Origin of the sequence: Ancylomarina sp. (assembly GCF_041555295.1) — a bacterium.
Classification (GTDB): domain Bacteria; phylum Bacteroidota; class Bacteroidia; order Bacteroidales; family Marinifilaceae; genus Ancylomarina.
This window is the reverse complement of sequence record NZ_JBFFKR010000009.1, coordinates 1-22,941: the sequence shown is the minus strand read 5'-3', so window position 1 is coordinate 22,941 and position 22,941 is coordinate 1. Positions and strand designations below refer to the sequence as shown.

Below are 22,941 nucleotides of genomic sequence, written 5' to 3'. Positions count from 1 at the left end.
TTGAATACCAATAGAACTGACCGTAATCCCCGAAAAACTTAACCTCAATCATTAACCTATGCACAAAACATTTCTATTTTTGTTAATCGTATTTATTCAAGCCAATACCATCTTTGATGTTTCTGCTTGTACGAATTTTATTGTTACCAAAGGCGCTTCAAAGGATGGTTCCGTTATGGTTGTTTATACCTGCGATGGCGAATTCCATCCTCGCTTAAGAGTGGTGGACGCAGTAGATTATAAGCCAGGAGAAATGCTTGAAATAAAAGATTGGAGTGGCAATGTTTTAGGTGAGATTAAACAAGTATTACACACCTATGCTATTGTTGGACCACATATGAATGAGCATCAGGTATCCATAGGAGAAACAACTTTTGGAGGAAGAGCCGAATTGGTTAATTCTTCAAATCTACTTCATTATTGGACTCTGATGCAACTCGCTCTTAAACGATCGAAGACGGCACTGGAAGCTGTAAAAGTAATGACAACTTTAGCCGAAGAATATGGCTTTAACTGCGAAGGAGAATCCTTTTCTATCGCCGATGCCAATGAAGCCTGGATTCTTGAAATGGCAGGAACTGGCGAAGGTGGAAAAGGTGCTGTTTGGGTAGCCAGAAAAATACCCAACGGCTACATTTCAGCCCATGCCAACAAATCCAGAATCGGAGAATTTCCTTTAGATGATCCTGAGAATTGTCTTTATTCCAAGAATGTGATAGACTTAGCCATTGAGAAAGGCTATTACAATCCTGAATCCGGAGAGCCATTCCGATTTAATGAAGCTTATGATCCATCCAATCCTTCCAATTTAAGGTATTGTGAATCACGTGTATGGAGTATGTTTAACCGATGCGCACCATCACTGGAATTGTCAACAGATTATCATCGTGGCGTTGTAGGCGCTGAGCGATACCCTTTATGGATAAAACCAGATACTAAATTGGATGTTAAAGCGGTTTCATATTTGATAAGAGATCATTACGAAGGAACTGCATTTGATATGACCAAAGGGATAGAAGCTGGCCCATTCGGAAGCCCAAACCGTTGTCGTCCTCTAGTTCTTGAAGTAGAAGGAAAAACAGCTGTTTGGGAGAGATCTATTTCCACAAGAAACACAGCCTTTTCTTTTATTGCTCAATCACGATCGTGGTTGCCAAACGAAATTGGAGGTGTGTTATGGTATGGTTATGATGATACCTATTACACATGTTATACACCTGTTTATTCTTGTACGAAAAAAATACCTGAGATTTGGGGACAGGGATCTCTTCAGAAATTCTCTTGGGATTCTGCTTGGTGGAGATTTAATTTCGTATCTAATTACTCCGATTTAAGGTATTCGGATATGATTCAGGATATCCAAAAAGTACAAAGAGAATTGGAAGATAAATTCTTCACTTATATTCCTGCTATCGATAAGGCTGCAGGTGAATTGTATAAAACAGATCCAAAATTAGCCGCAGATTTTCTTTCAGATTTCTCTAATGATCAACTCGATTTAGTTGCAGAAAGATGGCTTGAACTAGCAGAACACTTGATTACGAAATATAATGATGGTTATATCAAAGATGAAAAAGGAAGAGCTAAAACAGTAGGCTATTCGCAAGAGTGGATTAAAAAAGTGATTCAGGATAAACCAGATCATTTGCTACCTGTCTGGGAAAAAGAAAAAGCTGTGGAACCCAGTAATTATTAATAGATTAATTGCTGAAGCAATTTATAGATTGTCTTGTCCTGATATAACATTACTTTTTTGTAACGCTATATCAGGACTAGTCAGATTACAATTTAAAGAAGGACCTTTCTAGTAAAAGTTCCTTCTTTTTTTTTGTGCCTAATTTAGGAATTGATGTAAAATACCTAGATGTAGTGATTTTTCATATCAGAAGGAGAAAGGGAATGATTTTATGCTAGTATTCTAATTTAAATATCTAGATTTAATATAGAATCAGTCTAAACAACGATTCGCTTATTCAGGCACAATTAAGAGAGGATAAAGCCTCTTATTTGAATTTGTTTGCGAAAAGTTCATAATAGCAATTTCAAATGTGCCTATTAAAAGCTATATTTATTGGACAATGCTTTATAAATGAAGCTATTCTACTGTAAAAATATCAATCGAAATTAACTATAAACAAAGCCTATGATTTTAGGATTATTGAAGGAGCAAGGCGCTGAGCAGCGTGTGGCTCTTTTACCAGAAATTGTCTCTAAGCTGGTTCAAGCAAAAGTGGAAGTATGTATAGAGACGGGTGCAGGAACTAAAGCCTTCCAAAAAGACGAAGCATATCGTAACGCTGGAGCAACAATCGCTGAAAGAGATGAACTGTTAAAGAAGGCCGATCTTTTTGTTCAAATTAGTGAGCCAAGTATAGAATTAATTCAAAGCCTTAGTGAGAAACAAGTTTGGTTGAGTCAATTTAATCCACTTTGGAATACGGATTTGGTAAAGTCATTTTTAACGAATGGTATAACCAGCTTTAGTATGGATTCTATTCCAAGAACAACTCGAGCACAAGCAATGGATGTCTTATCATCTATGGCAACTGTTGCAGGTTATAAAGCCGTACTTCAGGCTGCCAATGAACTCCCTAACTTTTTTCCTATGTTTATGACAGCAGCAGGTACCATTCGTCCCGCTACCGTTTTAATTTTAGGTGCTGGTGTTGCTGGTTTACAGTCTATTGCTATAGCTCGTAAGTTAGGTGCACAAGTTGAAGCTTTTGATGTGCGATCGGCAGTTAAGGAAGAGGTGAATAGCCTTGGAGCTAAATTCGTAGAGGTTGAAGGTGCTATTGATGATTCTGCAGCTGGAGGTTATGCTGTAGAGCAAACAGAGGAATTCAAGAAGAAACAGCAAGAAGCGATTAATGATCATGCAGCTAAAGCGGATGTGATTATTTGTACGGCTCAAATTCCTGGTAGAAAAGCTCCTCTCTTAATTCCAACTGAGGCTGTTGAGCGTATGAGACCCGGTTCTGTTATTATTGATTTGGCAGCATCGAGTGGTGGAAATTGCGAATTGACAAAAAATAGTGAAACTGTAATTTATGATGAGGTTAAGATTATTGGTCAGTCAGACTATCCATCTCTAATGCCTATTGATGCCAGTAAAATGTTTGGTAAAAATGTCTTCAACTTCTTACAGTTGCTGATAGCCGAAGATGGTTCATTAAATCTGAATTTTGAAGATGATATTGTAAAAGGTACATGTATCACTCATTCAGGGGAAATTTATAATGAACGTGTCAAATCAGTTGTTGAATCCTAAATCAAATACAAATGGAACAAATACTCGTCTATTTTTTTACATATAAGGAGGCAATTTTTGTGATTGCCCTATCCATATTCTTGGGAATTGAAGTCATATCCAATGTTCCCTCAGTTCTTCACACACCTCTCATGTCGGGAGCCAATGCTATTAGTGGTGTTATTATTATCGGTGGAATCATTTTAGTAGGTCATGCCGATACCACAACACTTTCTTTGGAACTCATACTTGGTTTTTTTGCTGTCATATTCGGAACACTCAATGTAGTGGGTGGTTTTGTGGTGACAGATCGCATGTTGGAAATGTTTAAAAAGAAGAAAAAATAAGAAGATATGGAACAAATAATAGGAACTATAAATGGGATTGATTTTACTTTGGGAGAATCGATACTCGAACTAAGTTATTTAATTTCAGCTCTTCTTTTTGTTGTTGGATTGAAATTGTTAAGTCATCCTGAAACGGCTCGACGGGGTAATTTTTACGCTGGAGGAGGTATGGTTTTAGCCATGATAACAACCTTGCTTTTGCATAAAGATACTGGAGGAAACGGTATTTCATTGACTAATGTTTGGATAATTTTATCAGCCATAACCGTTGGGTCAGTTATTGGTTGGATTGTTGCGCGTCGTGTGAAAATGACAGCTATGCCACAATTGGTCTCTTTATTTAATGCATCTGGAGGTGCGGCTTCTGCCTTGGTTGCTTTGCTCGAATTTCCCAATGCAGATATGAATAATCTGGGTTCAGTCCTGGTTACCATTCTGGGTTTAATTATCGGCTCAGTTGCCTTTTCTGGCTCTGTGGTCGCCTATGGTAAACTGGATGGTAAGGTGAAAGATATTTTTTCAGGTATCATGACATATGTGAATTTACTTCTATTAGTAGCAGTCGTGGTTATTTCGGTATTTATCATGATTTCAGGTCAAACACCTGTGCAACTAAATTGGGCAATCTATTTATTACTGGGTGTTTCTCTTTTATATGGTATCATGTTCGTGATGCCAATTGGTGGGGCCGATATGCCAGTGGTTATTTCCTTACTGAATAGTTTTACCGGAATTGCAGCTGCTATGGCAGGTTTTATCTACAACAATCAGGCAATGATTTTGGGAGGTATTCTTGTTGGAGCAGCGGGCACAATTCTAACCTTACTGATGTGTAAGGCTATGAACCGCTCTTTATTGAATGTGATTATTGGTTCCTTTGGAGGCGGTGGCGCTTCAGCTTCTAATCAGGAAGGTGGCGATATGAAGGAAATCAGTTTGAGCGATGCATCCATCTTGTTGTCTTATTCAAAGTCAGTCGTGATAGTTCCTGGTTATGGTTTAGCTGTAGCCCAGGCACAGCATGTTTGTCATGAGTTAGAAGAGATATTGAGTGGAAAGGGCGTTAATGTTCGTTTTGCCATTCACCCTGTAGCTGGTCGTATGCCAGGACATATGAATGTGTTATTAGCAGAAGCTGATGTGCCATACAATCAGTTGATTGAAATGGAAAATATCAATCCAGACATGCCTAATACGGATGTCGTGATGGTCATTGGAGCTAACGATGTCGTTAATCCTGCAGCACTTAACGATCCGGGAAGTCCGATTGCGGGTATGCCAATTATCAATGCGCATCTTGCTAAAAATATCATCGTCATGAAACGTGGACGAGGAAAAGGTTATGCCGGAATTGAGAATGAATTATTCTTTGGAGAGAAGACTCGCTTGCTCTTTGGAAATGCAAAAGACAGTTTACAGAATCTGGTCAACGAAATAAAGAGTTTGTAATAACTGAATAAATCACATTTGAATTAAAATATCAAAAGATGAAACATAAATTTTTAATGACGGTGTTGATGAGTTTATTCTTTTCAATTCCCATGCTAAAAGCTTCGGAAGTGAATTTTAAAAATGATGAAGTAAAAAACAAAACCGAAATGAGCGAAGCAGATAAGTTAGTTGTCGTTTGGACAAGCGGAGATAAGGAAGTGGCCATGAAAATGGTATTCATGTATACATATAATGCGAAAAAGCAAGGCTGGTGGGATGATGTGACATTATTGGTTTGGGGCCCTTCATCAAAACTTCTTTCTCAGGATAAAGATTTGCAAGACTATGTGAAGAAAATGATGGAATCAGGTGTGCATGTCATGGCATGTAAAGCTTGTGCCGATCAGTATGGTGTTGCTGATCAATTGAAAGAACATGGTATCACTGTCAAATATGCAGGTGAAGATTTGACAAAGTTTATTAAGGAACGAAAGGTTGTTACTTTTTAGAAGTAAAAACATAAAAAGCTCCTGAAATTCTTTGTTTTAGGAGCTTTTTGCATTTCATTAATTCATTATGTCTTATAATGTCAGAATTTTATTGATTAATAAATATTATTGTTGTAATTTCAAGAGTCAACTATTTATTCATCAATAAATTAGAAATAATGAGAATCAGTACAACGTATTTGTGTATTCCCGTGTTGGCCATATTCATCTTTGCCTGCACAGCTAAAGAAACGAAAGTGGAAAGACCTCCTAAAATTGCTCTTGAAGATTTTTTCAAAAATCCATTAAAGACTTCCTATCAAATTTCACCAGAAGGAATCAAATTTTCGTACCGAGCTCCCTTTGAAGATCGTATGAATATTTTTATTCAGGATATAGGTAGTGAGGAAGCGGTTCAGATAACCTTCGAAAAGGATAGAGATATTTCAGGCTATTTTTGGGCTAACGATAATCGTATTCTGTATTTGAAGGATAGTGGCGGCGACGAAAACTTCAAGTTGTATGGTGTTGATATTGATGGAAAGAATCATGTCTGTTTTACCGATTTTGAAAATGTTCGTACAGGCATAATCGATCGTTTGGATGCTATTCCTGATGAGATTATTATTTCAATGAATAAAAGAGATCCTAGAGTTTTTGATCCCTATCGATTAAACATTGTAACAGGTGAGTTAACGATGCTTTATAAAAACCCTGGGAATATTTCAGGTTGGATGACGGATCATGAAGGCAAATTGCGTGTTGCAACAGCGGTTACTGATATGATTAACACAACTGTTCTTTATCGTGAAACTGAAAAGGATGAGTTTAAGCCAATTATTACAACCAGTTTTAAGGAGACCATGTCGCCTCATTTTTTCACCTTCGACAACAAGAAATTGTACGCTAGCTCAAATCTTGGAAGAGATAAGATGGAGATCGTCATTTTTGATCCCGCTACAGGTAAGGAAACTGAAACCCTATTTGCTAACGATATGGTTGATGTAGAAAGTTTATCGTATTCAAAGAAACGTAAAGTTCTCACCAAGGCAGAATACACGACCGATATGGTTAATTTTAAATTTTTCGATAAGGAAAGTGAAAAAATGTATAATCGTGTGAAGAAGGAACTGTCAGCTTATGACTGTTATTTCACCAGTACCAATAAGGATGAGGATAAGTTTTTGATTCGAACCTACAGCGATAAATCCTTGGGGTCGTACTACTTTTACGATAAAAATACAGATGAACTAACACTCATCAGCGCCGTTAGTCCATGGATGGATGAATCTCAGATGGCAGCTATGAAACCGATTAAATATACCAGTAGAGATGGGAAAACCATTCATGGTTATTTGACTCTACCTGTTGGGCTTGATGCTAAAAACCTGCCTTTGGTAGTTAATCCTCATGGAGGTCCATGGGCGAGAGATCGTTGGGGATTTAATCCAGAGATTCAATTTTTGGCTAATCGCGGCTATGCTGTACTTCAGATGAATTTTAGAGGTTCTACGGGTTATGGACGTGAATTTTGGGAGTGTTCATTCAAGAAATGGGGACAGGAAATGCAGGATGATATTACGGATGCCGTACAGTGGGCTATTGCTCAGGGTTATGCCGATAAAGATCGTGTCGCTATATATGGTGGAAGTTATGGTGGTTATGCAACCTTAGCCGGTTTAGCATTCACCCCAGACTTGTACAAGTGTGGCGTTGATTATGTGGGAGTGAGTAATATGTTTACTTTTATGAGTACCATACCTCCCTATTGGGAGCCATACCGTCAAATGTTTTATGAGATGGCTGGTGATCCAGTTAAAGACAGTGTAATGATGGCCAAAATATCCCCGGCTCTTCATGCTGATAAAATTAAGGCAGCTTTGTTTGTAGCACAGGGAGCGAATGATCCAAGAGTTAACCTTGCAGAATCGGACCAAATGGTTGCTGCCATGAAAGCTCGCGGGATTAATGTGGAATATATGGTAAAAGATAATGAAGGACATGGTTTTAGAAATCAGGAAAACCGTTTTGAATTTTACAGAGCCATGGAGAAATTCTTAAATGCCAATATGATGACTCAAGAATAAGATGAGTAGGATAAAATATAAATGCCCAAACTTCTAGGTTTGGGCATTTATATATCATTTTATTTTGAAGAATTTCTAATCTTTCTAGTAATACAGAAAGCGTTTGATTTTATGCGTAGCCGTTTTCTGAAAGGGATCAACCTGCGCAATTACCAGTTGAAGCTGTGAAAACTTGTTAACTCTGGAGTTAACGTAAACTTGTAATTCTTCTAATAATTCATCCACTTGTTGATCAACGTAATCTTCTACCTCTCGCTTAAGGTGCTTGTATTGCTGTTCTAATTCCTCATAATTAAAATAGACCATTGCGACCAGCTTGCCTTTCTTCTCTACCACAACCGATTCAACCACATGCTTAAAGTTATTTATAAGAGACTCGATAGCTTCAGGGTATATGTTTTCGCCACTGGCACCAACAATCATATTCTTTAGTCGGCTTTCGATATAGAGGTAATTGTTTTTATCCATTCTAGCCAAGTCACCCGTTTTAAACCAGCCATCCTCAGTAAGGACTTCTTTTGTTTTTTCAGGATCTTTGTAATAGCCCATCATCACATTGTCACCTTTTGCCCAGACTTCACCAATTTGAGTCTGTGGGTCAGGCTTATTAATTTTAAGTTCAACGCCATGTAAAGCTGGACCTGTAGAACGGTACTTCGTGTGATTCACTCCAATACCTGCTAATAATGGCGAGCTTTCTGTCAGACCATAACCAATAGCATAAGGGAATTTTGCCTCGCGCAAAAACAATTCGACTTGGTCGTTTAATTTAGCACCACCAATACCAAAGAAAGTTAATTCGCCTCCGAATGTTTCCATCAGCTTCTTTCCTGCAATGGCATTTAGTTTTTTACGGAAAAAAGGAATTTTATATAGATTCTTGGTAATGGCTTTACTATTAATAGAAGGTAAAATCTTACTTCTGTAAATTTTTTCAATAATCAGAGGAACCGAGAACATGATAGTCGGTTTTACTTCTTTTAAGGCCGAAATTAATAGAGAAGGAACTGGCGTTTTGCCTAGATAATAGATACAGGAACCAGCAAGCATCGGAATCACAAAACCCAGCGTGTTCTCGTAGGTATGCGAAAGCGGTAAGATTGAAAGGAAACGATCCCTTTCATCAATAGGATGAAGCTTTCTGGCACTAGTTGCATTGGAGCAAATGTTCTTATGAGAAAGCATCACACCTTTCGAGCTACCTGTTGTTCCCGAAGTGTAAATAATGGCAGCCATATCATCCTCATGTACATCATAAGATTTCACTGCTTGAACAGATATATCGAATTGTGCAGAGGTTTCTGATTGACTAATTATTTCGAAATTTTCAATTCCAATCGTGAATTGTAAGGTGTCAATATTGATCGTATTTAATTTAGATGCTAAGCCTTTCGAAACAAAAATCGCTTTAGCATCTGAATGCTGTAAAATGTTTTCAATCTCAAAAACGGTAAAATCAGGTAGAATAGGAACAACAACTGCTCCCATAAAAGTAGTCGCGTAATAAGCGATTCCCCAGTTGGGCATATTGGTACTTAAAATTGCAACTTTATCACCAGCTTGAATGCCTAGTTTTTCGTAGAATGCTATTAACGCTTTTATGTTGGTATCAAGTTCATTGTATGTAAGTGGTTCTTGACCAACAAGAGCCATCGCATTTGAAGATCCAAATTTCGCTACAGTTTCCGAAAAAATTGCAGGAAATGTTAAGTTGTTATATTGTGTCATCATTGTCAGTTTAAGGCGTGTTTGTTAAGCCATTAAGGCTAATAAAATCACAAACGCAGTCTGCAATTTACTTAAAATCTGAGATTGATCCTTGTTTTACTTTAAATGCTTTGGAGTTGTTATGCTTCTAGTCCCAAATCTTTAGAATGTAAAATTCCCTAATAACTTGTACGATATGACTTTCCATACGTTTCATGAAATTGAGTTTAGTCTTAATTTGATTATGGAAATAAATCAATAAATAGTCTTTATATCCCAAGATGTTTGATCTCTCAACATAACATATAGAGTGAAAAACGCAACCAATTTTAAATTCCTACGTCTAATACAAACAGTATTAACCTGAAAATGTGTTTGAAATGAAACGAGTAATCTTAATATTGCTTTTTTTTGGTCTCTTTTTTTCTTGCTCCGATGATGACGATGGACAGCTGTTCGATGCTGAAATAATAGGACGTTGGGATTGGGTGGAATCAACTGGAGGCATTGATGGTCGGACCGACACACCTGCCTCAACAGGAAATCAGATTGTTATTGAATTTCGTGCTGGTAGCTATAAAAAATATGTAAATGGCGAACTAGAGGAAGAAATGACCTATAAACTAGAAGAAGGTGAATCGATGATATTTGGTAAAATGGCAGTCATGATTATCTACCAAAATGGATGGAAACAATCTATAGAACGTTGCGATTCGAAACTGATATTGCATGATGAATGCTTAGACTGTTTCCGAAATGAGTACACCAGAGAATAACAATGCAGTAACAAACAGTGAGCAGACTATTGTTTTTTACAAGACGCCTTATTATTCCAAAATCTCTTTACGAGATGCTAAACGCTCAAGCTATATGATAGTTTGGGCGTTTTTTTACTGATATAAGCTTTTCAGATTCTGGGAAGATTTTTTTTGAATGAATAAGTCTTTCTAAGAGTAGTTTAATAATCATATCAATAATTAAAATGATTTGTCTATTTTAAAGCATCATTTTGATTTTCAGAACTTATAGGATATATAGATAAAATTAAAACTATGAAAGGCATACAAGATTATTACCCCGATCATTTTGGACAGTGCTATGGTTGTGGCCGATTGAATGAACATGGCTATCAGTTGAAAACTGTTTGGGATGGAAATGAAACTCTTAGTCGATTTACACCTGCTGAATTTCATACGGCAATTCCAGGTTCAGTCTATGGTGGTCTACTTGCGTCTTTAATCGACTGCCATGGAACAGGATCAGCAGCTTTGGCCTTGGCTAGGGAAAAGGGGATTGTGCTGAAAGGATATAATGCACCTCGCTGTGTGACAGGATCACTTCAAGTTTCATACAAAAAGCCGACACCTATCGATAGTGATCTGGAAATTAGAGGTGTGATTAAGGAAGTAAAGGGTAAGAAAGTAACTGTGGATATTCGTTTACTTTCAAAAGGAGAAGTTTGTGTTACTGGTGAGGTAATAGCCATACAAGTTCCCGATGATTTCGGAAAGTAATGTACAGTTTAAATCAGGGAGGCCTCACAGTTATGTAAGACCTCTTTTTATTTATGCGTCAATAGTTTGCTTTGTTTTGGGTTTTGCTTTTCTGAATAAATATTTCCCTGGCAATATAACGGTTAGCAGTCGTTTGCCGATTAAACCTAAAGTCACAGCAAAGGCTAATCCTATAAGGCTAATGAGAAGAAACCAAGTTTGTCCTCCTTCTATGTTATTCATAAAGAAAAGTGCGACAGAAACTCCAATAATAAGCACACCAAAGATGAGTTTATTTCTAAGCAAGGGTGGCTTTAAGCTTTTGTTTGTAGAGTACTCATTTGATCACGCCTAATTTAGAATTTGATTGACATATTCTTGTTTTAAAAGTCAATTCTTTAAGTTTATAGTCTAATCATCAACTATTAACCCTATTACGAACTTGAATTATGTCTGAAAATAATCTGAATGCCATATTACTTTTTACCTGTGCAGACCAAGATGGTATTGTTGCTAAAATATCTCAGTTTATTTACAATGGCGGGGGGAATATCATCGATTTAGATGAACATGTAAATCAAAATCAGAAATTCTTTTCCATTAGAGTCGTATGGAGTATGAAAAACTTTTCCATCCCTTCATCACAACTGCGTGATGCTTTCGACGTTATAGGAAAAGAATTCAATGCCCATTGGCGAATTGAATTTTCAGAAAGAAAAATGCGATTAGCCATATTTGTTTCTAAATATGACCATTGTCTTCAAGAGATTCTCTGGCGTTATAAGATGGATGAGTATCATATTGAAATTCCACTTATCATTTCGAATCATCCCGATTTACAAAAACTTGCTGAAGCTAATGGGATACCCTTTCATTTATTTCCAATATCAAAAGAAAATAAGCCGGATCAAGAAGCCAGAGAGATTGCTCTAATGAAAGAGAACAATATTGATTTGATTGTACTGGCAAGATACATGCAAGTGCTAACACCTGAGTTTATTCAGGAATATCGGAATAATATTATTAATATTCATCATTCTTTTTTACCTGGCTTTGTTGGCGGAAATCCTTACAAACAGGCTTATGAACGAGGTGTTAAAATAATTGGTGCTACCAGCCATTATGTGACTGAGGAACTTGATGAGGGGCCTATTATAGAGCAAGATATTATGAGAATTACGCATAAGGATACCATAAAAGACCTGATTCGAAAAGGACGTGATTTAGAAAGAACAGTCCTTGCTCGTGCGCTTCTTTATAAAGCAGAGCATCGTATTATTGTTGATGGCAAGAGAACGATTGTTTTTAACTAAAGGGTTACAAACAGTAGGGGTATCAACCGCCTGATATATTGTTTTTGACATGAATATGGAATAGTATATTGAGCAAGTGAGGCCTATAGTTTTGCTTGCTCATTTTATAAGATCAAATCCATTAGTGTTCTAAAAAAATAATATTGAACCCATATAAATCTTTAACTTTATAAGAGATAAGGGTTTTTAATAAGTCAACTTGTTTTAATTGAAATTTAGATGAAAAAAGCGATTATAATTGGTGCAACTTCAGGGATAGGCAAGGAACTTGTCAAATTATTGATTAGCAACAATTATAAAGTTGGTTTAACTGGTTTACATACAAATGGTATTGAGAAATTACGACTGAATAATCCTGCGCATCTAGAAATCAGATATTTTGACTGTACTAAAGAGAGTAGCTCTGAAATGATAACAGAATTAGTCACTTCACTGGGTGGGTTGGATTTATTAATCTTTAGTGCAGGCATAGGTCATTTAAATGGCAATCCGGGTTTCGAGATAGAAAACCAAGCGAATAAATTAAATGTATTGGCTTTTACCGAGATAGCAGATTGGTCTTATCGTTTTTTCGAAAAACAAGGTAAGGGCCATTTTGTAAGCATCAGTTCAATAGCAGGCTTACGTGGGTATAGAGTTGCACCGGCCTATCATGCTGCAAAATCGTACCAAATAAGCTATTTGTAAGCATTAAGACAGAAAGCTTATAGGACTGGTAAGCCAATTTACATAACTGATATTAGACCTGGATTTGTAAAAACAGATATGTCAGTAGGAAAAAAACAATTTTGGGTCACAACCAAAAAGAAGGCTGCAAAACAAATGTTCGACTTAATAAAAAAAAAGAAAGATATTGGATATGTCACAAAGCGTTGGCAAATTATCGCAATTATTATGAAGTTATTGCCTCGTTAGATTCACAGAAGGATGTGAAAATTCAATCTCATCTCTGGGATTTGAGGTTTTTCGTTTTGAGACTGCAGTCGGGCGCTAGACATTAATTTCGCTACAGGTCTGACATGCTTAATGAAATGAATGTTCTCCTTTTACGGGCTTATTAGAGCCTATCCAAATAAGCGAATGCCATAATATTCTCTTTTTTTCAAATTTAGAGTATATCTATTTTACTCCTATGCCCCTCAAATATTTCATTAACGACTTGTCTTTATGTCTGAAATGCTGTGATTTATTACTGAGGGAAACTATTCTGAAAACTTTATCGTTGAAATAGCAAATGTGTTTGTCATTTTTCGATATAAACATGGATTTTAACCATAAAACCTACGTTTTTGACGATCTGCATTATGCAGATTAATTATAAACAAACTTTTTAATTGGTGACTAAATACCTTGCTTTTCGATTATTAACTGTTTTTGTGTTGCTATCTCTAGATTGCAATTATCTGATTACTCATTTTTAATCCTACTTTCGTGCTCTTCATGTATGAAAAAAGGTAATTAGTAAAAAAATGAAATTTCTTTTCAGTCCGGAACGAAATGGAAATTCTCAGAAAAACAATTATTCAAAAAAACAAAATGAAAAATTATACTAAAGTTTTCGCTATTGCAATCGCGATGTTCGGATTTGCAACCAGTTCTTTTGCACAAGCTGATGCAACAGCTGTAGCTTCTGCGACTATCGTAACACCAATTTCCATTGTTAAAGTTAATGATATGAGTTTTGGTAACCTTGCTGTTTCAGCTACAGGTGGAACTGTTGTGTTGCCAGCTATTACTGGTACACCTGTGCGCGACGTTACTGGGGGTGGTGCTGGTGTTACGCTACCTGCAACAACAGGAACTGTTACAGCAGCTTCTTTTACTATAGGTGGACAGGCTGATTACTCTTATGTTGTTACGTTGCCAGGGGATATTACACTTACAGGTGTCACTCCTACTAATACTATGACTCTTGGTGATTTCAAAAGCAGCAATGAAGTTGGAAACGGATTGGTAGGAACGACTCTCTATGTTGGGGGTACTTTGACAGTTGGAGCAGGACAAGCTGAGGATGTTTATACAAGTGATGTTTTTACTGTAACAGTAAATTACAACTAATAAACCAGTCATCAGAGAAAAGCGCAGCCAAGTGCAGCGTTTTTTTTCTGATGACTATTTAAGGTGTATTTCTTCTTTAAACCAGATTCTTTTTTAGCCATAAAATTTGGCTTGTTCCTTCAACAAATCAATTATGAGAGCAGTAGGATACTTACAGACACCAATAACCATAAAAAAGGCTATGCTTTTTTCTTTTTTTCTTTTTGGCTGCATCGCATTATCTCTCTTTTCTTCAGGAAAAGTTATGGCGCAAGGTAACTTGCTCATTACCCCACGAAGAGTCGTTTTTGAGGGGAAGAAAAGAATGCAGGAGTTGAATCTGGCCAATACAGGAAAGGATACGGCAACTTACAATATTTCATTTAAGCAAATTAGGATGACCGAAGATGGGCAGTTTGTGGAGATCACTCAACCAGATCCGGGTCAGAATTTTGCCAGTGATTACCTTCGTTTTTTTCCACGTCGTGTGACTCTTGCTCCTAATGAAGCTCAGCTTGTAAAAATGCAAGTCGTCAAATCCAACCTTTTGCAAACAGGGGAATACCGTTCTCATATCTATTTCAGAGGGCTGCCTCAAGAAAAACCACTTGGCGAGAAAGAAGATCGAAGCGATGCTACAGGACTATCAGTGAGTTTGACACCTGTTTTTGGGATTACCATTCCAGTGATTATCCGCAGGGGTGAATCTACCGCTCAAGTGAGTGTTTCAGATTTAAAACTTGAAAGAGATGAGACTTTAATTACTAGCCTCAAACTAAGATTAAATCGTACAGGGAATATGTCTGTTTATGGGGATATTCGAGTTAATCATGTCTCACCAGAGGGAAAGCGCAGTCAGGTTGGGCTTGTAAAAGGTCTTGCTGTCTATATGCCGACTGCCTCCCGAACTTTTAGTATCAAACTGGAAAATCCGGCTGGAGTAGATTATAAAATGGGGAAATTACATGTCGTGTACAGCAAGCAGAAAGCTGATAAAGGGGAGATGCTTTGCGAAGCAGAACTGAATTTGCACTAATTAGAATTTGGAGTACTTAGAGTTATAAGTTGAAAGTACTTAGCATAGAACAACTTTAGCCCTTAAAGGACTTAAGGCATCCATAAGTACTTTTTCCTAATACTAATCTCGAAAGCTTTCGGGACTAATGGACTATTGATCATGACTGTTGCCTTCAAACGAAATTGTTTACTTAAGTGTATTTGTACTGGCCTATTTATCTTATTAAGTCACTGGGTCTTAGTTGCTCAGGAGCCTTCTGTCCCACTATCTGTTGTAACCCTTCAGGATATCAGTTTTGGAGCCTTTTTTCAGGGGATTTCAGGAGGAACTGTCACAGTTTCACCTGATGGTACACGATTGGTTAACGGTGACATTATAAAGGCCAATATCTCAGGATTTTCTTATTACCCTGCTATTTACGAGGTGGAGGCTGATCCCGGAACGCTAATATCTATCATAAAAGGTTCTGATACCAGCATGGCTGGCAGTAATGGTGGTTCCATAAGTCTTCAGGTAGGTGACTCTGATACCAGTTTCCCGATTATCGTCCCCCCTTCAGGTCATATACAAGTTAGCATGGGAGGCATTCTCACTGTGGAAAATTCACAAGACAAACCTTCGGGAAACTATAATGGTTCACTCAATGTCACTTTTATACAGGAATAAACAGGCTTAAAGCAGATAAAGTTTAAATGACAGCTAAAAATCTATATGTCACTTCTCTCAAAAGAGGTAGACTAGCTTTTGCTTTATGGGCTCTTATATGCTGTTTGTTTATCCTATTGCCTCAGTGTACTTTGGGGCAGGAAGTAAGCGATTACGACGAGATTTCGGTTTATTTTAATGTGAAAGGTATAGGTGGAGCTGAGATTCCTGCTGCTATTTACGGGCAACAAGCCTATCTGTCACTCACTGATGTTTTCGATTTTCTTAAGATTAAAAATATTCCCACATCTCGATTTGATTCGTTAGAAGGCTTTATCATTAAGGAAGAGGCGACTTATCTTGTGGATGCCAAAAATTACCAAATTCAATATCAGGATAAACGCTTTGATCTGAACCCCACAGATTTGATTCGGACCGCAAGTAACTTGTATCTGAAACTCGATTATTTCGGAAAGGTATTTGCTTTAGACTGCAAATTTAGTTTCCGTAGCCTCTCGGTAAAAATGAAAACCGAACTTGATCTGCCTATCATTCGTCTACTCCGTATGGAGGCCATGCGTAAAAATAGAGCTAGCCTGAAAGGCGAGATCAGCCCGGATACAATCATTAAGCGAGACTATCCCTTATTTAAATTGGGAATGGCCGATTGGTCTATTGTTGCCAATCAAGAACTACAGGGAGTGAGTAGTAAACGTTTAAATTTGGCTATTGGCTCTATGATTGCGGGAGGAGAAGCAAACTTACGTCTCAATTATACCCCAAATTCAAATTTCTCTCTGAAGAAACAATATTATCAATGGCACTTTGTAAATAATGATTTTAAGGCTATAAGACAGATTAGAGCGGGAAAAATATCTCGTCAATCAATTTCATCAATAACCGCCCCTGTTGTGGGCGTACAATTAACCAATACCCCCACAAGCCAACGTCGATCTTTTGGTTCTTACACCTTGAGTGATTTCACAGAGCCCAATTGGCTAGTTGAACTCTATGTGAATAATAGAATGGTTGATTATATGAAAGCCGATGCTTCTGGTTTCTATTCTTTCGAAGTGCCACTAATGTATGGGAATACTGAATTAAATCTCCGTTTTTATGGCCCCTGGGGAGAAGAGCGTACCAAAGAGGAGACGATTAGTATTCCTTTAAATTTTCTTCCCAAAAATGAATTTCAATATAGCATACAGGCAGGCGTGCTTGAGGATGGTGAACAGAGCCAGTTTACAAGAGCCAAATTCAATTATGGTGTAAGTCGGTCTTTTACATTTGGTGGTGGGGTGGAATACCTATCCTATCAAGCTTCAGGAGGAAGTATCCCTTTTGCGAATATGTCGCTTAGGCTTGGCTCGGGCTTATTGTTTTCGGGTGACTATTACCATGGGGTGAGTTCTGTTGGCAGACTGAGTTACCAGGGGGCCTCTAACTTGAATTTGGTTTTGGATTATACGCGCTATGTCAAAGATCAGATTGCGATAAATACGAATACGATTGAAGAACGAAAACTAAGTCTGTCTTTCCCTATCCGAAATCAGAACTTCTCAGCTTACTCACGATTCACATTAAATCAGGTGATTTACCCCTCGGGTAAACGAACCGTGGCTGATATGATGTTATCAGGTTCTGTTTTTGGGATCCATACGAATTTGAAAACCAATGCGATGTTTACAGAGGGGGCTCAAGTTAATGTTTCCAGTAATCTTTCAATGGCTTTCAGGTTGCCATCTGCTTATACTTTTTCACCCCGTCTGCAATACAATTATTCTCAGAATGAGTTAGTGTCCGTGAGCGCTGCCCTTCAGAAAAAGGTGTTTAAAAAAGCTTATTTGGATATTTCATGTAATTATAGCTTTACAAGTCAGACGAGTACAGCACAAATTGGCTTGCGTTATGATTTTTCTTTTGGGAGTACCTCTGTTTCAGCCAGCCGTAGTAATAATAAAACGAAATTTACACAGACGGCTCGGGGAAGCCTGATGTATGATCGTTCTACAAACTTTTTAGGTACAAGTAAGCGCAGTACAGTTGGTAAGGGAGGCATCATCTTCCTACCTTTTCTTGATTATAATTGTAATGGTTATCACGATAAGGGGGAGCCAAAGGCCTGGGGATTGAAACTCCGGGTTAAGGGCTGCTCCAAGGTGAATATGGATCGCGATACGATCATTCGTGTCGTTAATATGGAGCCTTATAAAAATTACACGGTTCAGGTTGACCCCAATAGTTTCGACAATATTGGCTGGAAAATTGAAAAGAAAATTCTTAGCATTGAAGTGACACCTAATCATTTTAAACGGGTTGAAATTCCTGTTTCAGTTGTAGGGGAAGTGGCAGGAACAGTTTATCATCGCGAAGGTGATAAACAAAAAGGGATTGGACGTATTATTGTGGGCTTTTACAATAGCGACTCCACACGCATTGCTCGCACTCTTACCGAGCTTGATGGTTATTTCAGCTATCTGGGCTTACCTGCCGGTGAGTATACTGTACGGATTGATACGGCTCAATTGCGAAAATTAGACATGATTGTGACGCCTGATCTTTTGCCATTTACGATTAAACGTACAGTAGATGGCGATTACGTCGATGGGCTTGAGTTGGTGCTACAAAGACCTGCACGTGATACATCTACAAGTATTGTAATCGTTGAGGAAGAAAATGTGCTTGCTTCCAAAAACACAGATGTCAAAGAAGCAGCAGCTTGTTTGATACAGGTGAGTGAGTTTGAGCATAAGGCTGATGCTATCGTGGCTCAAAAGCAACTTAAAGAAGTTTTAGGTTATTCAGGCGTGATCGTTTTTGAAGGTGATATTTTTAAGGTTCTAATCGGTAGATTTGAAAGCAGTAAGGAAGCCAGCTTATTGGCTCCCCAATTGGTTGCTATGGGCTATTCTGATGCGATTATTGTTCTTGTTGATGCGTATGGTGAAATAAACAAATATGAATTGATGAATAGGGGTGTGTTTACTGTTCAACTTGGGGCTTTTGCAAGGAAATCTAATGCTTTGGTTTTACGATCTAGCTTATCTTGGATTTCAGATAAAAAAGTAGTGATAGAGCATGAAGATGGACTGTATAAAGTTCGATTTAATTATTTTTATGGGCGTAAGGCAGCTAGAGATTTTATATTGCAACTACTGGATAAGGGATTTTCTGAACTGATTGTTGTACCTATTGAGCGTAAAAGTTCTTTTTAAATACAAAAAATAAACTTAGGTTACTATAATTAAACTTACTAAACCAATATTTAAGTAGCATTATATTTCTGTTGTTAAGGATTGACATAAATGTATGTTTCACATCTATTAAATAATGTCGCTCTGGTTTATCTAAATTTAATAAAGTTCTCCCATTGTAAAAAAAAAGATTTAGTAGCTTTGAACTTTATACTGTAAACATATAATCTGATTATATCCTAACACAAACACATAGAAGACAATGCAAAAAAAGAATATGAAAATTGCTGCCTTATTTCTCATTATAATGGGAATGGTTGGTAGTGTGAGTGCACAAAAAGACGCTCGCCTGATGCGATATCCCGATGTGAACAAAAATTTAATTGCTTTTGTATATGCTGGCGATATTTGGTCGGTAGATACAAAAGGGGGTGATGCAACTCGATTAACGTCTCATAAGGGCATGGAGTTGTTTCCAAAAATTTCTCCGGATGGGCAATGGATTGCTTTCTCAGCTGAATATTCAGGTAGTCGTCAGGTTTATGTGATGCCTGCCGCTGGAGGTACACCTCGTCAGTTGACCTATTACAATTCGGTAGGTTTAATGCCTCCACGTGGCGGTTTTGATAATGTCGTACTGGACTGGACGCCTGATAGTCAATCTATTTTAGTTCGTATGAACCGTACGCCTTTTGGTGAAAGAAATGGAACCTATTATAAGGTGAGTTTAAAAGGTGGTTTAGAACAGCCCTTGCAGATTACAGAAGGTGGAATGGGCGTTTTCTCTCCTGATGCTAAAAAAATATGTTATGCTCCAATCAGTCGTGAATTCCGTACCTGGAAACGCTACAAAGGTGGACGCGCAGCTGACCTTTGGATTTACGATCTGGAGAAAGATCAATCGGAACGTATCACCAAATTTGTGGGATCAGATCAGATTCCTTCCTGGTATAAGGATGCAATTTATTTTGCTTCCGATCGTGATTTAAAGTTGAATATCTATAAGTATGATATCCCTACTAAAAAGCTAACTCAGATGACCCATCACAAGACTTTTGATGTGATGTGGCCTTCAGGTGAGAATGGACAAATTGTATATGAGAATGGTGGACAGTTGTTTAAATTGAATCTTGAAACAGGTAAGGAAGAACGTGTTATCGTTAATATTCACTTCGATAATCCGAATATATTACCTTATTATAAGAATGTTAAAGACTTTGTTCAAGGCGTTGCTGTTTCTCCTTCGGGGAAGCGTGCTTTATTCGATGCCAGAGGTGATATTTTCTCAGTTCCTGCTAAGAATGGTCCTAGTATCAACTTAACTCAAACTCAGGGTGTACGCGAAACGGCACCAACTTGGTCGCCTGATGGCAAATATATTTCTTATTATTCTGATGCAACAGGTGAGTACGAGATCTATTTACTTGAAAATAAAAAAGGAGCTAAAGCGAAGCAAATCACTTCTGGCTCATCAGCTTGGATGTACGATGCGAAATGGTCTGATAACAGTAAATATTTACTCTTTTTTGATCGCAGCTTGAAACTGAAGTATCTTGATATTGAAAGTGGAAAAGTGACGGTCGTGGATACAGCTAGTCGTAACGAAATTAAGGAGTATAACTTTTCGCCAGATTCGGAATGGATTACCTATTCAAAAGAAAGTCGAAATAGCCAATCTGCTATTTGGGTTTATAATTTGAAAACGGGTAAGCAATCCCAGTTGACAAATGATACCTTTAGCGATTCTGAACCTGTTTTCTCTAAAGATGGTAATTTCATCTTCTTCTTATCCAATCGTAACTTTAATTTGGATTTCTCAAGCTTCGAATTCAACTATTTATACAATAAAGCAACGCGTATATATGCGATATCTTTAAAGGATAATGGTCCGAAATTATTTGCTTTGAAAAACGATGTTGAAGAGGTGAAAGTTGAAGATAAAAAGAAAGATAAGAAAGAGGAATCAAAAGCAGACTTGAAGATTGAGATTGATTTGGATGGTATTTCAGATCGTATTTCAGTTTTTCCAATGTCATCGGGAAACTACGGTGGTTTAACTGCTATTGATGGTGGTATTCTTTATTCTACTAAAAGAGAATTGCACTCTTATAATATTGCAGAAGAAAAAGACGAGGTCATTTTAGATCGCGTTTCGGATTATATGCTTTCGGGTAATGGTAAGAAAATCATGTACCGTTCTGGTTCTACTTATGGTATTATTGATATCAATGCAGGGCAGAAAATAGGCGCTGGCAAATTGAACCTGGATGATCTAGTAATGAAGATTGATCCTAAGAAAGAATGGAAACAAATCTATACCGATGGTTGGAGAATCTTCCGTGATTATTACTATGTTGCTAATATGCAAGGAATTGATTGGGCTCAAATTAAAGCCAATTACAATCAGTTGATGCCTTACGTAAGTCATCGTGCAGACCTGGATTATATTATTGGTGAGATTATTTCGGAAACCAATACAGGTCACGCCTATGTGAATTATGGTGACTTCGAAAAGGTGAAGCCATTGGAAACAGGATTGCTGGGAGCCAAGCTTAAAGTAGATATTAAGGCGGGTAAATATATTATCTCTAAAATTTATCAGGGTGAAAACTGGACACCTAATCGCAGATCTCCTTTAACAGAACAAGGGGTGAATGTGAAAGAAGGGGATTACCTTTTGAGTATCAATGGGCATGACTTGAGTCTGGACGTTAATCCATACTTGTATTTAGAGAATACAGTGGGTAAAATGATTGAACTTACAGTGAACTCTAAGCCAAGTCTTGAAGGTGCAAAAACTTACACCATTAAGCCGATTGCTTCTGAATTGGAGTTGATGTATTTGAACTGGGTGAATGAGCGTCGTGAGATGGTGAATAAATTATCTGATGGCAAGATTGGTTACATTCACGTGCCAAACACGGCTGTAGAAGGAAATCGTGAGTTACACAGAGGTATGTATGCTTATCATGAAAAGCAGGCTTTGATTATTGATGACCGCTATAATGGTGGTGGATTCATTCCTGATCATATGGCAGATTTGCTGGATCGTAATGTGCTTTCGTACTGGCATCGTAGAGGTTTAGAGCCACAACAAACACCAGATATTGCTCATGATGGACCAAAAGCTATGCTGATTAATCATTACTCGTCTTCAGGAGGAGATGCATTCCCATACTATTTCAGAAAGAAAGGACTAGGTAAACTTATTGGTACGCGTACCTGGGGTGGACTGGTTGGTATGTCGGGTAATGCAGGCTTGGTAGATGGTGGTTATATTGCCGTACCTCGTTTTGGTATTTTCGATGAAAACCAGAAGTGGATTATCGAAGGTATTGGTGTTTATCCTGATGTAGAAGTTTATGACGAGCCGCATAAGGTGGCTAAAGGTATCGATCCTTCGATTGAGAAAGCAGTGGAAATGCTTTTGAAGGAGTTGAAAGAGAAGCCAAGTAATAAAGTAAGTGCGCCTAAAGATCCGAATCGTTCTAAATGGATTGAAGAGGATGTGAAGTAGTAACTTTGCATACGATTAGGTCTGTACCAAGTTAACATTAAAATCAATCTGCTTTAATGTTAACTTTTAGCTTTCACGAGCATAATTACATTGTTTTATAAGGGAGCGTACTTTGCATTGTTCGAAGTACGCTCCTTTTTTTTGGACATGCTACAGAAGGGGATGAAGTGCATTCCTACATTTGGGAATTGTGCCTGGAGTATTTGAACTGTGTTCCCGAATATGGGAACACAGTTTGGAGAGATTTAAATGCATTGCAGTATGTGGGAATTCATACATAATGATTTGAAGCACGTTCCCACAAATGGGAGTGTACTTGAGATTGTTTAAACTGTGTTCCGCTGATTTTGCCTACTCGTTCGGCAAAGTTTTGTGAAATTCTAATAATAAATTTGCTTTAATTTCGCATTGTTT

General features: G+C 37.6%; 17 protein-coding genes. 15 read left to right on the top strand and 2 right to left on the bottom strand.

Annotation, left to right across the window (positions count from 1 at the left end):
- The first annotated feature begins 58 nt into the window (after positions 1-58).
- From ABY905_RS01745 to ABY905_RS01720, 6 genes are all read left to right on the top strand, one after another.
- The gene (locus ABY905_RS01745; protein ID WP_372639798.1) at positions 59-1,696 is read left to right on the top strand and encodes a dipeptidase; all 1,638 of its coding nucleotides are present in this window, start codon (positions 59-61) and stop codon (positions 1,694-1,696) included.
- A gap of 447 nt (positions 1,697-2,143) precedes the next feature.
- Positions 2,144-3,271, top strand: coding sequence for a Re/Si-specific NAD(P)(+) transhydrogenase subunit alpha (locus ABY905_RS01740; protein ID WP_372639796.1), 1,128 nt, complete (start codon positions 2,144-2,146; stop codon positions 3,269-3,271).
- Positions 3,272-3,282: 11 nt separating this feature from the next.
- Complete coding sequence (locus tag ABY905_RS01735) at positions 3,283-3,597, top strand: NAD(P) transhydrogenase subunit alpha (RefSeq protein WP_154199923.1); 315 nt, start codon at positions 3,283-3,285, stop codon at positions 3,595-3,597.
- Positions 3,598-3,603: 6 nt separating this feature from the next.
- The gene (locus ABY905_RS01730; protein WP_372639794.1) at positions 3,604-5,046 is read left to right on the top strand and encodes an NAD(P)(+) transhydrogenase (Re/Si-specific) subunit beta; all 1,443 of its coding nucleotides are present in this window, start codon (positions 3,604-3,606) and stop codon (positions 5,044-5,046) included.
- Between the two features lie 38 nt (positions 5,047-5,084).
- Complete coding sequence (locus ABY905_RS01725; protein ID WP_372639792.1) at positions 5,085-5,537, top strand: DsrE family protein; 453 nt, start codon at positions 5,085-5,087, stop codon at positions 5,535-5,537.
- 158 nt (positions 5,538-5,695) lie between these two features.
- Positions 5,696-7,603, top strand: a complete 1,908-nt coding sequence (locus ABY905_RS01720) for a prolyl oligopeptidase family serine peptidase (RefSeq protein ID WP_372639790.1) — start codon at positions 5,696-5,698, stop codon at positions 7,601-7,603.
- Positions 7,604-7,687: 84 nt separating this feature from the next.
- On the opposite strand, the gene ABY905_RS01715 is transcribed toward ABY905_RS01720, so the two are convergent.
- Complete coding sequence (locus ABY905_RS01715) at positions 7,688-9,331, bottom strand: AMP-binding protein (protein ID WP_372639788.1); 1,644 nt, start codon at positions 9,329-9,331, stop codon at positions 7,688-7,690.
- A 359-nt stretch (positions 9,332-9,690) separates the two neighbouring features.
- Between ABY905_RS01715 and ABY905_RS01710 the strand changes: the two genes are divergently transcribed.
- Together ABY905_RS01710 and ABY905_RS01705 are read left to right on the top strand one after the other, a co-directional pair.
- Positions 9,691-10,086, top strand: coding sequence for a hypothetical protein (locus ABY905_RS01710; RefSeq protein ID WP_372639786.1), 396 nt, complete (start codon positions 9,691-9,693; stop codon positions 10,084-10,086).
- A 276-nt stretch (positions 10,087-10,362) separates the two neighbouring features.
- Entirely contained in the window at positions 10,363-10,824 is a 462-nt protein-coding gene (locus ABY905_RS01705; protein ID WP_372639784.1) for a PaaI family thioesterase, read from the top strand.
- 51 nt (positions 10,825-10,875) lie between these two features.
- On the opposite strand, the gene ABY905_RS01700 is transcribed toward ABY905_RS01705, so the two are convergent.
- Positions 10,876-11,109 (bottom strand): hypothetical protein, encoded by a 234-nt coding sequence (locus ABY905_RS01700; protein WP_372639782.1) that lies wholly within the window; start codon positions 11,107-11,109, stop codon positions 10,876-10,878.
- 143 nt (positions 11,110-11,252) lie between these two features.
- Here ABY905_RS01700 and purU point away from each other — a divergent pair, with 143 nt between their 5' ends.
- The 7 genes from purU to ABY905_RS01665 all read left to right on the top strand — a co-directional run bounded on the left by purU (position 11,253) and on the right by ABY905_RS01665 (position 22,527).
- Positions 11,253-12,116 carry a formyltetrahydrofolate deformylase gene (gene purU / locus ABY905_RS01695; protein WP_372639780.1) on the top strand — a complete coding sequence of 288 codons (864 nt, stop codon included), beginning with the start codon at positions 11,253-11,255 and terminating at the stop codon, positions 12,114-12,116.
- 219 nt (positions 12,117-12,335) lie between these two features.
- A complete protein-coding gene (locus tag ABY905_RS01690) occupies positions 12,336-12,803 on the top strand; it encodes an SDR family NAD(P)-dependent oxidoreductase (RefSeq protein WP_372639778.1) in 468 nt (155 codons plus the stop codon).
- An 849-nt stretch (positions 12,804-13,652) separates the two neighbouring features.
- Positions 13,653-14,174 (top strand): DUF4402 domain-containing protein, encoded by a 522-nt coding sequence (locus tag ABY905_RS01685; RefSeq protein ID WP_372639776.1) that lies wholly within the window; start codon positions 13,653-13,655, stop codon positions 14,172-14,174.
- A gap of 133 nt (positions 14,175-14,307) precedes the next feature.
- Positions 14,308-15,189 carry a molecular chaperone gene (locus tag ABY905_RS01680; protein WP_372639774.1) on the top strand — a complete coding sequence of 294 codons (882 nt, stop codon included), beginning with the start codon at positions 14,308-14,310 and terminating at the stop codon, positions 15,187-15,189.
- Positions 15,190-15,330: 141 nt separating this feature from the next.
- The gene (locus ABY905_RS01675) at positions 15,331-15,837 is read left to right on the top strand and encodes a DUF4402 domain-containing protein (RefSeq protein WP_372639772.1); all 507 of its coding nucleotides are present in this window, start codon (positions 15,331-15,333) and stop codon (positions 15,835-15,837) included.
- 26 nt (positions 15,838-15,863) lie between these two features.
- Complete coding sequence (locus ABY905_RS01670) at positions 15,864-19,031, top strand: SPOR domain-containing protein (protein ID WP_372639770.1); 3,168 nt, start codon at positions 15,864-15,866, stop codon at positions 19,029-19,031.
- 241 nt (positions 19,032-19,272) lie between these two features.
- Positions 19,273-22,527 (top strand): PDZ domain-containing protein, encoded by a 3,255-nt coding sequence (locus ABY905_RS01665; protein WP_372639768.1) that lies wholly within the window; start codon positions 19,273-19,275, stop codon positions 22,525-22,527.
- Positions 22,528-22,941: the final 414 nt, after the last annotated feature.

Bases quoted from the DNA above. Each gene is read 5' to 3' on its own strand.
- ABY905_RS01745 (WP_372639798.1), top strand. From the start codon at position 59: ATGCACAAAACATTTCTATTTTTGTTAATCGTATTTATTCAAGCCAAT.
- ABY905_RS01740 (WP_372639796.1), top strand. From the start codon at position 2,144: ATGATTTTAGGATTATTGAAGGAGCAAGGCGCTGAGCAGCGTGTGGCT.
- ABY905_RS01735 (WP_154199923.1), top strand. From the start codon at position 3,283: ATGGAACAAATACTCGTCTATTTTTTTACATATAAGGAGGCAATTTTT.
- ABY905_RS01730 (WP_372639794.1), top strand. From the start codon at position 3,604: ATGGAACAAATAATAGGAACTATAAATGGGATTGATTTTACTTTGGGA.
- ABY905_RS01725 (WP_372639792.1), top strand. From the start codon at position 5,085: ATGAAACATAAATTTTTAATGACGGTGTTGATGAGTTTATTCTTTTCA.
- ABY905_RS01720 (WP_372639790.1), top strand. From the start codon at position 5,696: ATGAGAATCAGTACAACGTATTTGTGTATTCCCGTGTTGGCCATATTC.
- ABY905_RS01715 (WP_372639788.1), bottom strand. From the start codon at position 9,331: ATGACACAATATAACAACTTAACATTTCCTGCAATTTTTTCGGAAACT.
- ABY905_RS01710 (WP_372639786.1), top strand. From the start codon at position 9,691: ATGAAACGAGTAATCTTAATATTGCTTTTTTTTGGTCTCTTTTTTTCT.
- ABY905_RS01705 (WP_372639784.1), top strand. From the start codon at position 10,363: ATGAAAGGCATACAAGATTATTACCCCGATCATTTTGGACAGTGCTAT.
- purU (WP_372639780.1), top strand. From the start codon at position 11,253: ATGTCTGAAAATAATCTGAATGCCATATTACTTTTTACCTGTGCAGAC.
- ABY905_RS01690 (WP_372639778.1), top strand. From the start codon at position 12,336: ATGAAAAAAGCGATTATAATTGGTGCAACTTCAGGGATAGGCAAGGAA.
- ABY905_RS01685 (WP_372639776.1), top strand. From the start codon at position 13,653: ATGAAAAATTATACTAAAGTTTTCGCTATTGCAATCGCGATGTTCGGA.
- ABY905_RS01680 (WP_372639774.1), top strand. From the start codon at position 14,308: ATGAGAGCAGTAGGATACTTACAGACACCAATAACCATAAAAAAGGCT.
- ABY905_RS01675 (WP_372639772.1), top strand. From the start codon at position 15,331: ATGACTGTTGCCTTCAAACGAAATTGTTTACTTAAGTGTATTTGTACT.
- ABY905_RS01670 (WP_372639770.1), top strand. From the start codon at position 15,864: ATGACAGCTAAAAATCTATATGTCACTTCTCTCAAAAGAGGTAGACTA.
- ABY905_RS01665 (WP_372639768.1), top strand. From the start codon at position 19,273: ATGCAAAAAAAGAATATGAAAATTGCTGCCTTATTTCTCATTATAATG.